The sequence below is a fragment of the Cellulosimicrobium sp. So1_17 genome (assembly GCF_055181235.1).
This window is the reverse complement of the sequence record NZ_CM143702.1, coordinates 2,347,911-2,361,407: the sequence shown is the minus strand read 5'-3', so window position 1 is coordinate 2,361,407 and position 13,497 is coordinate 2,347,911. Positions and strand designations below refer to the sequence as shown.

At 74.4% G+C, this 13,497-nt stretch carries 13 protein-coding genes; 7 read left to right on the top strand and 6 right to left on the bottom strand.

Features of this window, described 5'->3' with window-relative positions:
- Positions 1-22: 22 nt before the first annotated feature.
- Positions 23-1,432, bottom strand: a complete 1,410-nt coding sequence (locus tag ACZCLJ_RS10425; RefSeq protein ID WP_463103621.1) for an acetyl-CoA C-acetyltransferase — start codon at positions 1,430-1,432, stop codon at positions 23-25.
- 223 nt (positions 1,433-1,655) lie between these two features.
- Here ACZCLJ_RS10425 and ACZCLJ_RS10420 point away from each other — a divergent pair, with 223 nt between their 5' ends.
- Both ACZCLJ_RS10420 and ACZCLJ_RS10415 read left to right on the top strand, forming a co-directional pair.
- Positions 1,656-2,438, top strand: a complete 783-nt coding sequence (locus ACZCLJ_RS10420; protein ID WP_463103620.1) for a TetR family transcriptional regulator — start codon at positions 1,656-1,658, stop codon at positions 2,436-2,438.
- The gene (locus tag ACZCLJ_RS10415) at positions 2,435-4,567 is read left to right on the top strand and encodes an acyl-CoA dehydrogenase family protein (RefSeq protein ID WP_463103619.1); all 2,133 of its coding nucleotides are present in this window, start codon (positions 2,435-2,437) and stop codon (positions 4,565-4,567) included. The genes ACZCLJ_RS10420 and ACZCLJ_RS10415 overlap by 4 nt, the downstream gene beginning before the upstream one ends.
- A gap of 235 nt (positions 4,568-4,802) precedes the next feature.
- Here ACZCLJ_RS10415 and ACZCLJ_RS10410 read toward each other — a convergent pair whose 3' ends face one another.
- The 5 genes from ACZCLJ_RS10410 to ACZCLJ_RS10390 all read right to left on the bottom strand — a co-directional run bounded on the left by ACZCLJ_RS10410 (position 4,803) and on the right by ACZCLJ_RS10390 (position 9,285).
- The gene (locus ACZCLJ_RS10410; RefSeq protein WP_463103618.1) at positions 4,803-5,750 is read right to left on the bottom strand and encodes a DUF2599 domain-containing protein; all 948 of its coding nucleotides are present in this window, start codon (positions 5,748-5,750) and stop codon (positions 4,803-4,805) included.
- The gene (locus tag ACZCLJ_RS10405; RefSeq protein ID WP_463103617.1) at positions 5,747-6,220 is read right to left on the bottom strand and encodes an NUDIX hydrolase; all 474 of its coding nucleotides are present in this window, start codon (positions 6,218-6,220) and stop codon (positions 5,747-5,749) included. Before ACZCLJ_RS10405 ends, ACZCLJ_RS10410 begins: the two co-directional genes overlap by 4 nt.
- A gap of 48 nt (positions 6,221-6,268) precedes the next feature.
- Positions 6,269-6,664 (bottom strand): YrdB family protein, encoded by a 396-nt coding sequence (locus ACZCLJ_RS10400; RefSeq protein WP_463103616.1) that lies wholly within the window; start codon positions 6,662-6,664, stop codon positions 6,269-6,271.
- 37 nt (positions 6,665-6,701) lie between these two features.
- Positions 6,702-8,168 (bottom strand): APC family permease, encoded by a 1,467-nt coding sequence (locus tag ACZCLJ_RS10395; RefSeq protein WP_251152574.1) that lies wholly within the window; start codon positions 8,166-8,168, stop codon positions 6,702-6,704.
- Between the two features lie 121 nt (positions 8,169-8,289).
- Positions 8,290-9,285 (bottom strand): EamA family transporter, encoded by a 996-nt coding sequence (locus ACZCLJ_RS10390; protein ID WP_463103615.1) that lies wholly within the window; start codon positions 9,283-9,285, stop codon positions 8,290-8,292.
- Between the two features lie 88 nt (positions 9,286-9,373).
- Here ACZCLJ_RS10390 and ACZCLJ_RS10385 point away from each other — a divergent pair, with 88 nt between their 5' ends.
- The 5 genes from ACZCLJ_RS10385 to ACZCLJ_RS10365 all read left to right on the top strand — a co-directional run bounded on the left by ACZCLJ_RS10385 (position 9,374) and on the right by ACZCLJ_RS10365 (position 13,467).
- Positions 9,374-10,270 carry a LysR family transcriptional regulator gene (locus ACZCLJ_RS10385; RefSeq protein ID WP_251152572.1) on the top strand — a complete coding sequence of 299 codons (897 nt, stop codon included), beginning with the start codon at positions 9,374-9,376 and terminating at the stop codon, positions 10,268-10,270.
- A gap of 147 nt (positions 10,271-10,417) precedes the next feature.
- Positions 10,418-10,987 carry a hypothetical protein gene (locus ACZCLJ_RS10380; RefSeq protein ID WP_463103614.1) on the top strand — a complete coding sequence of 190 codons (570 nt, stop codon included), beginning with the start codon at positions 10,418-10,420 and terminating at the stop codon, positions 10,985-10,987.
- 110 nt (positions 10,988-11,097) lie between these two features.
- Positions 11,098-11,844, top strand: a complete 747-nt coding sequence (locus ACZCLJ_RS10375; protein WP_251152570.1) for an SDR family oxidoreductase — start codon at positions 11,098-11,100, stop codon at positions 11,842-11,844.
- A 10-nt stretch (positions 11,845-11,854) separates the two neighbouring features.
- Complete coding sequence (locus ACZCLJ_RS10370) at positions 11,855-12,487, top strand: TetR/AcrR family transcriptional regulator (protein WP_463103613.1); 633 nt, start codon at positions 11,855-11,857, stop codon at positions 12,485-12,487.
- Positions 12,484-13,467: an NADPH:quinone oxidoreductase family protein gene (locus tag ACZCLJ_RS10365; protein ID WP_463103612.1), complete on the top strand. Its 984-nt coding sequence runs from the start codon at positions 12,484-12,486 to the stop codon at positions 13,465-13,467. The genes ACZCLJ_RS10370 and ACZCLJ_RS10365 overlap by 4 nt, the downstream gene beginning before the upstream one ends.
- Positions 13,468-13,497: the final 30 nt, after the last annotated feature.

The following is a 13,497-nucleotide window of genomic DNA, read 5'->3' as shown; positions in this document are numbered from 1 at the left end:
GTCCTCTCGGTCGTCGGGGCGGTCACGCGGTGGCGGGGACGGACTCGAGGATCGCGGCGACGCCGAGACCGCCGGCCGCGCACACGGAGATCAGCGCGCGGGCGGGGCGGCCCGTCTCCGCGGCCTTCGCCGCGAGGAGCTTCGCCGCCGTCGCGACGATGCGTCCGCCGGTCGCGGCGAACGGGTGCCCCGCGGCGAGCGAGGAGCCGTTCACGTTGAGGCGCGAGCGGTCGATCGAGCCGAGCGGGCCGTCGAGGCCGAGCTGGGTCCGGCAGTAGTCGTCGTCCTCCCAGGCCTTGAGCGTGGTGAGGACGGTCGACGCGAACGCCTCGTGGATCTCGTAGAGGTCGAAGTCGCCGAGCGCGAGGCCGTTCCGCGCGAGCAGGCGGGGGACGGCGTGCGCGGGCGCCATGAGCAGGCCCTCGTGACCGTGCACGAAGTCGACGGCGGCGGTCTCGGCGTCGACGACGCGCGCGAGCAGGGGCAGGTCGCGCTCGGCGGCCCACTCGCGCGAGCCGAGGAGCACGGTCGACGCACCGTCGGTGAGCGGCGTCGAGTTCCCCGCGGTCATCGTGGGCTCGACGCCCTCGGACGCGCCGCCGAGCCGCTTGCCGTAGACCGGCTTGAGCGCCGCGAGCTTCTCGAGCGACGAGTCGGCGCGCAGGTTCTGGTCGCGCACGAGGCCGCGGAACGGCGTGACGAGGTCGTCGAAGAACCCGGCGTCCCAGGCCGCGGCGAGGTGCTCGTGCGAGGCGAGCGCGAGCTCGTCCTGCGCCTCGCGCGTGATGCCCCAGCGCGCCGTCGTGACGGCCTGGTGCTCACCCATCGAGAGGCCGGTGCGGGGCTCGTCGGTCGCGGGTGTGAGCGGAGCGAGGTCGGAGGGGCGGACCTTCGCGAACGCCTTCACCCGCGCCTGGAAGGTCTTGGCGTGCGAGGCGTCGAGGAGCGCCCGCCGCAGCCCCTCGCTCACGGCGATCGGTGCGTCGGAGACGGTGTCGCTGCCGCCCGCGATCGCGGACTCGACCTGCCCGAGCCGGATCTTGTTCGCCACGGCGATCGTCGCCTCGAGCCCGGTCGCGCACGCCTGCTGGAGGTCGTACGCCGGGGTCTGCGGCGAGAGCGACGAGCCGAGCACGGACTCGCGCACGAGGTTGAAGTCGCGCGAGTGCTTGAGCACCGCACCGCCGACGACCTCGCCGATCCGTTCGCCCTGGAGGCCGAAGCGCGCGACGAGCCCTTCGAGGGCCGCGGTGAACATCTCCTGGTTGCTCGCGCGGGAGTACTTGCCGCCCGCGCGGGCGAACGGGATCCGGTTGCCGCCGATCACGTAGGCGTCGCGCAGCCCGGGGGTCTCGCGACCGGACCCACCGCCTGCGCCCTGCTCGGTGCCCGCCTGCGTCGACCTGGTCGCCGGTGTCTTCCTGATGGCCACTGCGTCTCACTTCCTCGTCCGCACTCGCTGCGCTGCGTTGCTCGGGTGTCCAAGACCTACAGTACCTGATACTGTCAGTATCGTGAGTCGGGTCACACGATCCGCCCTGCCCTCGACCGACGGCACCGGCGGTGAGTGCCGCGAAGGGCTCGCGACGACCCATCACGAACCATCACGACCCATCACGACCCATGACGACACAGACGTCGCGACGGAGGACAGCGTGAACACAAGCGTGGGCGGCATCGGCACCGCCGCCGGGACCCGAGGACGGGGTCAGCCCGGCCCGTCGACCGACGGGCGTTCCACCCGCTGGGACGAGCACCGCGCCGCGCGCCGCGCCGAGCTCATCCGGGCCGCCAGCAAGGCCGTGCACCGTGGCGGCCCGGGGGTCTCCATGGACGAGATCGCCGCGGCGTCCGGCACGTCGAAGTCGATCATCTACCGCTACTTCGACGACAAGACGGGCCTCCAGGTCGCGCTCGGCGCCGCCGTCGTCGGGCAGATGCACGACGCGCTGACCCAGGCGGCCGAGGCCGCCGAGACGCCGCGGCGCGCGCTGCGCGCGATGGTCGGCGTCTATCTCGAGATGATCGAGAGCTCGCCCAACGTCTACTACTTCGTGACGCGCACGAGCGCCGTCGCCGGGACCGAGGAGGCTGCGGGCGTCGCGCTCGCCGCCGGACACGTCGCCACCGGGTCGCAGGCCCCGCTCGCCGCGTTCCTCGACTCCGTCATCGAGCTCGTGGCCGAGCCCTTCGCCCGCGCCACCGACGTCCCGCCCGCCGACGCCGCGGCGTGGGCGGCCGGCGCGGTCGGCTTCGTCCGGGGCGCGGGCGAGTGGTGGCTCGCGCACCGCGGTCGTCCCGGCACCCCCGACCGCGATCAGCTCACCGAGCGCGTCGCCGCCTGGCTGTGGGCCGGGCCGGTGGGCGTCCTCTCCCAGAACCCCGGCGGCTCGCACCGTCCTCCGACGTCGTCCTCAGCACCCAAGGAGTCCCGATGACCGCCACGTCCGACCGTCCCGCTCTCAGCCCCGTGGACGGCTCCCTCACGACCGGCTCGGACGCGCGCGTCGACGTCCCGGGCCTCGAGCGGCTCCTGCTCGGTCGGTGGTCCGAGCTGCGCGCCGCGGCGCGCGCCACCGCGGGCGAGTCCGCCTTCTGGCGGGTCGAGGGCCAGAGCAAGGAGGTCCACCGCGAGCACGTGCTCGAGCAGATGCGCCTCCTCGTCGACAAGCGGCAGGTGTGGCGGGGGTACCCGGAGCGTCTCGGTGGCGCCGACGACCCGGGCGGCAACCTCGCCGGCTTCGAGGAGCTCGTGGCCGCGGACCCGTCGCTGCAGATCAAGGCGGGCGTCCAGTGGGGCCTGTTCGGGTCGGCGATCCTCCACCTCGGCACGCCCGAGCAGCAGGACCGCCTCCTGCCCGGCGCGATGGACCTGTCGGTCCCCGGCGCGTTCGCGATGACGGAGACGGGCCACGGGTCCGACGTCGCGAGCATCGGCACGACGGCCACCTACGACCCCGGGACCGAGGAGTTCGTCGTCCACACCCCGTTCCGCGGGGCGTGGAAGGACTACCTCGGCAACGCGGCGGTCCACGCGACCGCGGCGGTGGTCTTCGCGCAGCTCGTCACCAAGAACGTCGACCACGGCGTGCACGCGTTCTACGTGCCGATCCGCGACCCGCAGGGCGAGCGCGACGAGCTCGGCCGCCTGCCCTTCCTGCCGGGTGTCGGCGGCGAGGACGACGGCCAGAAGGGCGGCCTGAACGGCATCGACAACGGCCGCCTGCACTTCGACCACGTGCGCATCCCGCGCGCCGACCTGCTCGCGCGCTACGGGTCGGTCGCCGCCGACGGCACGTACTCGAGCTCCATCGACAGCCCCGGTCGCCGCTTCTTCACGATGCTCGGCTCGCTCGTGCAGGGTCGCGTGTCGCTCGACGGCGCCGCCGTCACCGCGGCCAAGCTCGGCCTCGCGATCGCCGTGCGGTACGCGAACGAGCGCCGTCAGTTCACGGGCGGGTCCGCGACGGACGAGGTCGTGCTCCTCGACTACGGCACGCACAAGCGCCGCCTGGTCGTCCCGATCGCCGAGGCGTACGCCGGGCACTTCGCGCACGACCGCCTCCTGGACCTCTTCCACTCGGTGTTCTCCGGCGAGGAGGACACACCCGAGCAGCGCGAGGACCTCGAGACCACGGCCGCCGCGCTCAAGGCGACGAGCACCCGGTTCGCGCTCGACACGCTGCAGGAGACGCGCGAGGCCTGCGGTGGCGCGGGCTTCCTCACCGAGAACCGCATCACGAGCCTGCACGCCGACCTCGACGTCTACGCGACGTTCGAGGGCGACAACACCGTGCTCCTCCAGCTCGTCGCCAAGCGCCTGCTCGCCGACTACGGCAAGCAGTTCAAGGGCATCACGCCCGGGCAGATGGCGCGCGTCGTCGTCGAGCGCGCGGGCGACATGGCGCTGCACCGCACGCCGCTCAAGCGCGCCGCGCAGGCGCTCGCGGACGTCGGCGACCCCCGTCGCGCGGCCGGGCACCTGCGCGACGCCGAGACGCAGCGCGCGCTCCTGACCGACCGCGTCGAGACGATGGTCGCCGAGGTCGCGCAGGCGCTGCGCCCCGCGCAGAAGGCCGACCCCGAGACCGCGGCGAACCTCTTCAACGCGCACCAGGTGGAGCTGGTCGAGGCCGCCCGCGCGCACGCCGAGCTGCTGCGCTGGGAGGCGTTCACGCAGGCGCTGCCGACGGTCGAGGACGAGGGCACGCGCGAGGTGCTCACGACGGTCCGGGACCTGTACGGGCTGAGCCTCGTCGAGCGCCACCTCGCGTGGTACCTGCTCAACGGGCGCCTCTCGACGCAGCGCGCGCGCACCGTGACGAGCTACCTCGACCGCCTCATCGACCGCCTGCGCCCGCACGCGCAGGACCTGGTCGACGCATGGGGCTATGGCCCCGAGCACCTGCGGGCGAAGATCGCGTCGGGCGCGGAGAAGGAGCGCCAGGACGAGGCGCGCGACTACTACCGGCGCCTGCGCGCGAGCGGCGACCAGCCGCTCAGCGAGAAGTCGCTCCGCAAGGCGGAGAAGGCCGCGAAGGGTTCGTCGGTGGCCACCCGCCACTGACGCCGCGCCACCGGGCCACCGCGTCGACCCGGACGCGTGGGTCCGGCGCGCCACCTGCCCCGACGTGCACGGCGGAGCGGTACCGCCTGTCGGGGCCCGGCCCGGGCGTCGTGACGACCACCAGCCGTCGCGACGCCCGGGCCTCCTGCTGTGCCGATCACGACCTGGCGGTCGTTCCGGGGCCGTAGACGTCCCTCAGGTCGTGCTCGACGGCGCGCGAGCGCGTTCGCGACGGTCAGGTCGGGTTGCAGCGGGCCGCGAGCACGGCGACGAGCCCGACGTCGGGCCGCCAGGGCTCGAGGTTCCACGTCGCCTTGTCCGGTGCGCCCAGCGCGTGACAGGCGAGCTGGTCGTGCATGCCGGGCGTGTCCGCCTCGGGCTCGGCGGCGACGAGCGCCGCCCACAGGACGTCCTGCGCCGCCGTCCCGCCGGTGCGCCCCCAGGCCGTCGGGTCGACGGCGAGCGACCGCCCGCCCTCGCGCTCGCCCCAGTCTGCGGTGCGCAGGGCGTCGGTGCCGAGCGTCGTCGTCACGGCGGCGCCCGGGGCGCCCGACGCCGCAGCCTCCGCCGCGTCGACCGCAGCCTCCGCCGCGTCGACCGTCAGCTCGACCCGGGTCGGCCCGGCCACGGCGAACCGGGCACGCGGTGCGGTCCCCAGCCCGTCGCCGCTGCCCGCCGGTCCGTCGGCACCGCCGGCCGGTCCCGCTGCCGACCCTGCGGGGGTGGCGGTCGGCCGGGTCAGGCCGCCGACGGGCGTGCCGTCCGCGGCCAGGACGGTGACCGTCCCGTCGGCGTTGGCGGCGAACGTCCCGGGCGTCGCGAGCACGAGCGCGACGGGCCCCGTGACGGCCGCGACCGTCAGGGTCGCCGCACCGTCGTCGTCCGTGCCGACCTCGACGGCTCCCGGGCCACCGTCCTCCGTGGCCGGGGTCGCCTCGGCGGGGCGGGGTACCTCGACGTCCAGGGCCACGTCACCCGAGGACACGCGCGCCGCGGCGACGGTCGTGGACGGCTGCTCCTCCGGGCTCTCGTCGTCGGTGTCGGGCGCGGACGTGCCGGCCTGCGTCGTCGCGGGGGCCGGTGCCGCGGGAGCGTCGGTCGTGCACGCGCTCGCCGCGCCCAGGGCGAGGCCGCCGACGAGGAGGAGCCCCGCGCGTCGGGCGCGCGGGGACGACCGTCTCACGGGTTCCGCGGCGTCGACGACGGGTGCGGCACGGCCGGGTCGGGCACGAGCCCTGCCCAGCGACGGGCGACGTCGACGAGCTCGACCCGGTCGAGCGCGTCGACCTCGTCCGGCGTGAACCAGCGGGCGTCGTCGGTGCTCCCGTCCTGCTCGACGGTCAGCTCGCCGCCGACGACGTGCGCGCGGTACACGATCCGGATCCCCTGCATCGCGTGGTCCCGGTCCTCGGGCCGCAGCCGGTCGGGGGCGCCGACGACGATGCTGTCGACGCCGAGCAGCCCGTCGAGCTCGACGTCGTACCCGGTCTCCTCACGCACCTCGCGAACGGCCGCGTCCTCGGGATGCTCGCCGGGGTCGATCCCGCCGCCGGGAAGGGTCCAGCCGTCGTGACCGCCCTCGGTCCAGTGCGGCAGGAGCAGCCTCCCGTCGTCACGGACGATCACGGCGTAGGCGGCGACGCGGATCTGCATGGACCCCATCCTGCCCGGCCGGTGCGCGACAGCGCGCCTCGGCCGGGCTCAACGGGCCCGGGTGAGGGCGAACGCGGTCGTGCCGACGAGCGCGAGGCCCACGCCCCACCAGACGAGCCCTGCCGCGGCGACGACGAGACCGGACGCGACGAAGACGGCGATCTGGGCGTCGAGCCTCCACGGCTGGGACAGGCGACGCGCGGCGCGCGGCGCGAGCCAGCGGCCCCACACGGCGATCGCCGCCGCGGGGAGGGCGAGCGCGAGGAGCACGCCGAGCAGCACGGGGAGCGGCGACGCGAGACCGGTCGACGTCCCGAGGCGCCAGCCGGCGACGGCGAGCAGGACGACCAGCGCGATCTCGCAGAGGAACGCGAGGACGTCGGTGGGGCCGACGTGCTGCACGCGGGGGGCACCCGGTTCCGCGTCGTCCGTTCGTCGCGCCATGTCGCGAACGATAGGCGGTCCGGGCGGCGGCGGCGGCTCACTTCTCGTCGATGTCGTCCTCGAGCCGCGAGACGTCGGAGAACTGGATCTGCCGGTGGCGCACCGCGCGGTTGTAGAGCCAGGTGACGAACGACAGCACGATGCCCAGGGCCACGAGCGCCCCGGCGATCACGTACTGCTCCTGCTGCTCGGCGCTGCGCGCCCACGGACCGGCGAGGTACGCGCACGTCAGCGCGCCGAGGACCGCGAGCCAGGTCCGCGTCCGGAAGTGCGCGTGGTCCACGTGGTCGCGACGCAGCACGAGGAGCGCGATGTTGACGATCGTGAAGACGACGAGCAGGAGGAGGGACGTCGTCCCGCCGAGCAGCGCGATCGCGTTCGCCCCGCCCTCGGTCGCGGACTGGAGCACGACGTAGGTGATCAGCGCGAACGCGATGGCCGTCGTCACGAGGATCGACACCCACGGCGTGCGGCGGAAGGGGTGGACCTGCCCGAACGCGCGCGGCAGGACGCCCTGGTTCGCCATCCCGTAGAGCAGGCGCGACGCCATGAGCATGTTGATGAGCGCCGAGTTCGCGACGGCGAACATGCCGATGAACGGGAAGATCGTGTCGAACGGCAGGTTCGGCGCACCCGCCGCGACGACCTGCGTGAGCGCGGAACCCCTCGACTCGTCGACGAGGTCGCCGACGGGGACGAGCGCGACCGCGGTGATCGCGACGAGCACGTAGATGACGCCGGTGACCGACAGGCCGGTGAGCATCATGCGCGGGAAGTCGCGCACGGGGTTCTTGCACTCCTCCGCCATGTTCACCGAGTCCTCGAAGCCGACCATCGCGAAGAACGCGAGCGTCGTCGCGGCGGTCACGGCGAGGAAGACGCTCTTGTCGTCGGCGCTCTCGAACACGACGACGCGCGAGAAGTCGGCGCGGCCCTGCGTCGTCGCCCACAGCCCGACGAAGATCACGAGCAGCAGGCCCGAGAGCTCGACGAGCGACAGGACGACGTTCGTCCGCACACTCTCCGCGACGCCGCGGAAGTTGACGAGCGCGACGAGCGCCATGAAGCCGAGCGCGATCCACAGGCGACCTGCACCGCCCGTCTCCAGACCCAGCCCGAAGCCGTCGGAGACGAACCCGGCGAACGCGTTGGACGCCGTCGACGCCGACGTGATGCCCGAGCTCATGACCATGAACGCGACGACGAACGTCAGCAGGTGGATGCCGAACGCCTTGTGCGTGTAGAGCGCCGCGCCGGCAGCGCTCGGGTACTTCGTGACGAGCTCCAGGTAGGAGAACGCGGTGATCGTCGCGACGACGAACGCGAGGGCGAACGGCAGCCACGCAGCTCCGCCGACCTCGCCCGCGACCTGTCCCGTCAGGGCGTACACGCCCGTGCCGAGGATGTCGCCGACGATGAACAGGAGCAGCAGCTTGGGCCCCATGACCCGCCGCAGCTCCGGCTGCTCGCGCGCTGCCTCCGTCTGCCCTGCGGTCTGGCTCATGAGAGGCTCCCTCGCGTCTCGGCGTCCTTGACCTCCATTCGACCGCGGCGGAGGCGGGATGTCAGCGCGAGAGGGGGCGTGTCGCGTCGCTCTCCTCGCCGAGCCCGGGGTTGTGCGGCGATCAGCCCGCGGATCGGCGCACGACCCGGGGTTCGGCGGTGGGGGTGGGCTCGGCACCTGGGACGAGTCGGGCCGGCCGGCGTCGGCGCAGGACGCCCGTCGTGATCGCGACGCCCAGCAGCAGCACGACGCCGCCCGTCGCCTCCGCGACGTTGGGCACCTCGTCGAGGACGAGCCACGCCGCGAGCATCCCCACCACGGGGACGAGCATCGTGAACGGCACGACGGCGGACGCCGGGTAGCGCGCGAGGAGGCCGTTCCAGATCCCGTACCCGACGAGGCTCGCGAGCCACGCGGTGTACGCGGTCGACAGCAGCGGGGCGAGAGTCAGGTGGGTCAGCGCGTGCCCGACGGCGTCCGGCCCGTCGGTCCACAGCGCCAGCCCGAGCAGGGGGACCGGGACGACGAGCGCCGACCACACCGTCATCGACAGCCCGTCGGCCCACGCGGGAGCGGGGCGTCGCCGTGAGGTGGTACCCCGGTCCGCCTGGGCGGCGGCGCGGCTGCCCGAACGCCGCTGGACGACGTTGCCGACCGCCCACGACGCCGCCGCGGCGAGCGTGACGACGAACGCGAGCGCCGGCGTCGACGCGCTGCGGCCCAGCCCGACGACGACGAGCCCCGCCGCGCCGACCACGACGCCGACGAGCTGCCAGCGCGTCGGCACCTCGCGCAGCGCGAGCGCCGCGAACAGGACCGTGAGGCCCACCTGGGCCTGGAGGACGAGCGACGCGAGCCCCGGCGGCATCCCCAGCGAGAGGGCCGTGTAGAGCAGGCCGAACTGGCACAGGCTCATGAAGAAGCCGACGAGCAGGACGTCGCGCCACCGGGCGGCCGGGCGGGGGACGAGGAAGATCGCCGGCACGAGCACCGCGACGAACCGCAGCGCGACGAACAGCGTGGGCGGCAGGTCGCCGAGACCGAGGTCGATGACGACGAAGTTCGCTCCCCAGATGACGGCGACGAGGACCGCGAGGAGGGACGGGCGCAGGGGCATGGGGCCAGCCTGACCGGTCCCTCCGTGCACGTCCAGCGCACAGACATGACGCGTTCCCGGTAGCGGAACTGCACGGTAGCGTGGGTGCATGATCGATCTCGCCGCCGTGGACGCCCTCGTCGCCGTCGAGCGCACGGGCACCGTGCACGCTGCGGCCCGGGATCTCGGGTACACGCCGTCGGCGGTGTCGCAGCAGGTCAAGCGCCTCGAGCGCGAGCTCGGCGTGCGGCTGCTGGACCGCGAGGGCCGCGGGGTCGTGCTCACGTCCGCGGGGCGGCGCGTCGTCGACGAGGGGCGCGTCCTGCGGGAGCAGGTCGAGGCGCTGCGCTCCCGCCTCCACGACGCCGGTGCGCGCCCCACGGGGACCGTGCGGCTCGGGACCTTCTCGACGGCGGTGCGGGGCGTCGTCGCGCCGCTCGCCGCCGCCGTGCGCGCGGACGAGCCCGACCTGCGGCTCGTCGTGCAGGAGGCCGAGCCGTGGGACGCGGTCGCCGCGGTCGCCGCCGGGACGCTCGACCTCGCGCTCGTGCACCACTGGGAGGGCGTCGGGATCTCGCTCCCACCGAGCCTGCGCAGCGAGGAGCTGTTCCGCGACGAGGCGGACGTCCTCGTGCACCGGACGAGCCCGCTCGCGGGCCGGGACGCCCTGACCCCGGCCGACCTGCTCGACGAGACCTGGGTCTGCACCCCGGACGGGACGATCTGCTACGAGTGGTTCTGCCACATGTTCGCGCGCCAGCCGCGCGTCCCCCGGATCGACTACCGGTGCCTCGAGTTCGCGTCGCAGGTCGAGCTCGTCGCGCACGGGCTCGCGGTGGCCCTGGTCCCGCGGCTCGGTCGCGGGCCGCTGCCGTCCGAGGTCGTCGCGGTGCCCGTGCGCGAGCCGGTGCCGACGCGCCCGGTGACCGTCGTCTGGCGCGCGACGATGACGGACGCGCCCGCGGTGCGGTACCTGCGCGAGCGGCTGCGCGCCGTCGTGCCCTGACGCCCTCAGGCCGAACCCCGGGTCGTGCGCCCTTCCGGGGCCGGATCGGCGCGCGACCCGGGGTTCGGCGAGGGGCTCGGCCACGAGGAACCCGTCGGCGCCGTGAGCCGTTGCCCAGGCGTGAGCACGCCGACGAGAAGGGGAGCCATGACGCAGGACGCATCGACCACCCGACGAGCCGTCGACCCGACGACGGTCGCGATCGCGGGGGCCACGACCCTCGCGTGGTACGCCGTCCCCGACGTCGTGCGGCCGCGCTGGGCGAGGGCGCTGCTCAAGACGGCGATCGGTGCGGCCGGCGCCGTGCTCACCGTGACGTCCACGGCCGATGGTCGCGAAGCCCGGGAGGCCGTGCGGTCGCTCCGTGACGGGGCCGCGCTCGTCGACGAGACCTCGGCCACGCCCGGCGACGACGCTGCGCTCCCAGGAGCGCCGCGCCCGCGTGGAGCCGAGCGTGAGGACAACGCCTACGCGCCCGACGTCGCCCGCTCGCCGTTCCCCGTGCCGCCCGCGGTGATCGCCGTGGGCGCGGTCGGCGGGGTGGTCGCGAGCGTGGCCCTCGCCGTCGCGGGGGAGAAGTGGGCCTACCGCCGGGGCGAGGCGCTGCGGGCCCGCGGCGTCCGGGCGCCGCACACGCGGGTGGGGCTCGCGATGGGCGGCGTCGCCGTGGCGCTCGCGGTGGCAGAGCCCTTCCTGTGGTCGCCCTCGTCGGACTGACCTCGACGGTCGACCCGAGCGTCCCGGGATGCTAGGGTCTCGCAACATACCGAACGGTCGGTCTGTCCGTTCGTCGGCGAGGTGGCCGGAGGGCCGGGAGGGCGGAGCCCGTGCGCAGGTTCGAGGGCAGGGTCGCGGTCGTGACCGGGGCGAGCCGCGGGATCGGGCGCGCGATCGTCGAGCGGCTCGTCGCCGAGGGAGCTCGCGTCGTCGTGACGGCGCGCAAGCCCGAGGCGCTCGCGGAGCTCGTCGAGAAGCTGGGTGCGGACCATGTCCTGACGGTCGCCGGCAAGGCCGACGACCCCGCCCACCGTGCCCAGACCCTGGCCGCGACGCTCGACCGCTTCGGCCGCATCGACCACCTCGTCAACAACGCGGGCGTCAACCCCGTCTACGGACCGGCGCTCGAGATCGAGCCCGACGCGATCCGCAAGATCCTCGAGGTCAACGTCGTCGCGGCGCTCGAGTGGACGCGCGACGCCGTCGCGGCCGGACTGGGTGCGGGCGGGTCGGTCGTGTGCACGTCCTCGGTGTCGGGCCTTGCCGCGAGCCCCGGCATCGCGTTCTACGGCGTCTCCAAGGCGGCGCTCGTCAACCTCGTGCAGCAGCTCGCGGTCGAGCTCGCGCCGGGGGTGCGGGTCAACGCGGTCGCCCCGGCGATCGTGCGGACGCGGCTCGCGCGCGCCCTCTACGAGGGGCGCGAGGAGGAGGTCGTCGCGCGGTACCCGCTCGGTCGCCTGGGCGAGCCGGCGGACGTCGCCGGGCCGGTCGCCTTCCTCCTGTCCGACGACGCCGCGTGGATCACCGGCCAGACCCTGACGATCGACGGCGGCAGCAGCGTCCGCCCGATCGGGTGAGGATGGGCGCATGAGGCAGACACCCGTCGTCGACGACATCATGCGGGCAGCGCTGGAGCTGTTCGCCACGCAGGGCTTCGCCAACACCTCGGTGCGCCAGGTGGTGGAGGCCGCGGGCGTGACCAAGGGCGCGATGTACCACTACTTCGAGTCCAAGGACGACCTCCTCTTCGCGATCTACGAGCGGATCCTGTCGCTCCAGACGTCGCACCTCGAGGAGATCATCGGGCGCGGCGAGCCGACGGCGCAGACGCTGCGCGCCGTGTGCGTCGACGTCATCGAGACGTCGATCGACTTCCTGGCCGAGGGCACGGTGTTCTTCCGCAGCGCGCACATGCTGTCCGCGCCGCGCCAGCAGGAGGTGACCCAGCGCCGTCGGGCCTACCACGACACCTTCTCCGGGCTGATCGAGCGCGGGCAGCGCGAGGGCCTGTACCGCACCGACGTCCCGGTCGGTGTGCTGGTCGCGCACTTCTTCTCGGACGTGCACTACCTGTCCCACTGGTACTCGCCGGCCGGGCCGGAGTCCAAGGTGCAGGTCGCGGAGCAGCTCACCGACATGTTCCTCGTCGCGCTCTCCGCCGAGAGCGCGGGCCGCAGCGTCCTGCCCGGGACCACGACGACGACAGGGGTCGGCGGATGAGCGTGCAGGCGTGGCAGGTCACGAGCCTCGGGGAGCCGCGAGACGCGCTCCGGGTCGTCGAGGTGCCCGAGCCGGAGCCCGGGCCGGGAGAGGTCGCGGTCCGCGTGCGCGCGGTCGCGGTGAACTTCCCGGACGTGCTGCTCGCGCGCGGCGAGTACCAGGTGCGGCCCGAGGTCCCGTTCACGCCCGGCATCGAGCTGTGCGGGGACGTCGTCGCGGTCGGGGCGGGGGTCGAGCGCGTGCGCGTGGGGGAGCGGGTGGTCGGCTCACGGATCGGCGTCCTGGCGCAGGTCGCGGTCCTCGCGGAGTCCGAGGTCTTCCCCGCGCCCGAGGCGCTCGACGACGCCGAGGCCGCGGCGCTGACGATCGCCTACCAGACCGCGTGGTTCGCCCTGCACCGGCGGGCCGCCGTGCAGCCGGGCGAGACGGTGCTCGTGCACGCCGCCGCCGGAGGCGTCGGGACCGCGACCGTGCAGCTCGCGGTCGCCGCCGGGGCTCGCGTGGTCGGGGTCGTGGGCGGTGCAGCGAAGGCGCAGGTCGCGCGCGACGCCGGCGCGCACGTCGTGCTCGACCGCACACGCGACGACCTCGTGGCCGCCGTCAAGGAGGCCACCGGCGGTCGCGGGGCCGACGTCGTGGTCGACCCCGTCGGCGGGGACGCGTTCGACGCCTCGGTCCGCTGCGTCGCGTTCGAGGGCCGGATCGTCGTCGTCGGGTTCGCCGGCGGACGCATCCAGAGGGTCCGCCCCGAGCACGCGCTCGTGAAGAACTACGGCGTGCTCGGCCTGCACTGGGGTCTGTACGCGCGCGAGCGACCCGACCTCGTCGCGCAGGTCCACGACGAGATCTCCCGGCTCGTCGCCGGGGGCGCCGTGCGGCCCGTGGTCGGCGCCGTCGTCCCGTTCGAGGACGCCGCGGACGCCGTGCAGCGCCTCGCGGACGGCGCGACGACGGGCCGCCTGGTCGTCCGCGTCGGCTGAACGTCGGCTGAACCTGCCCGTACGGCACCC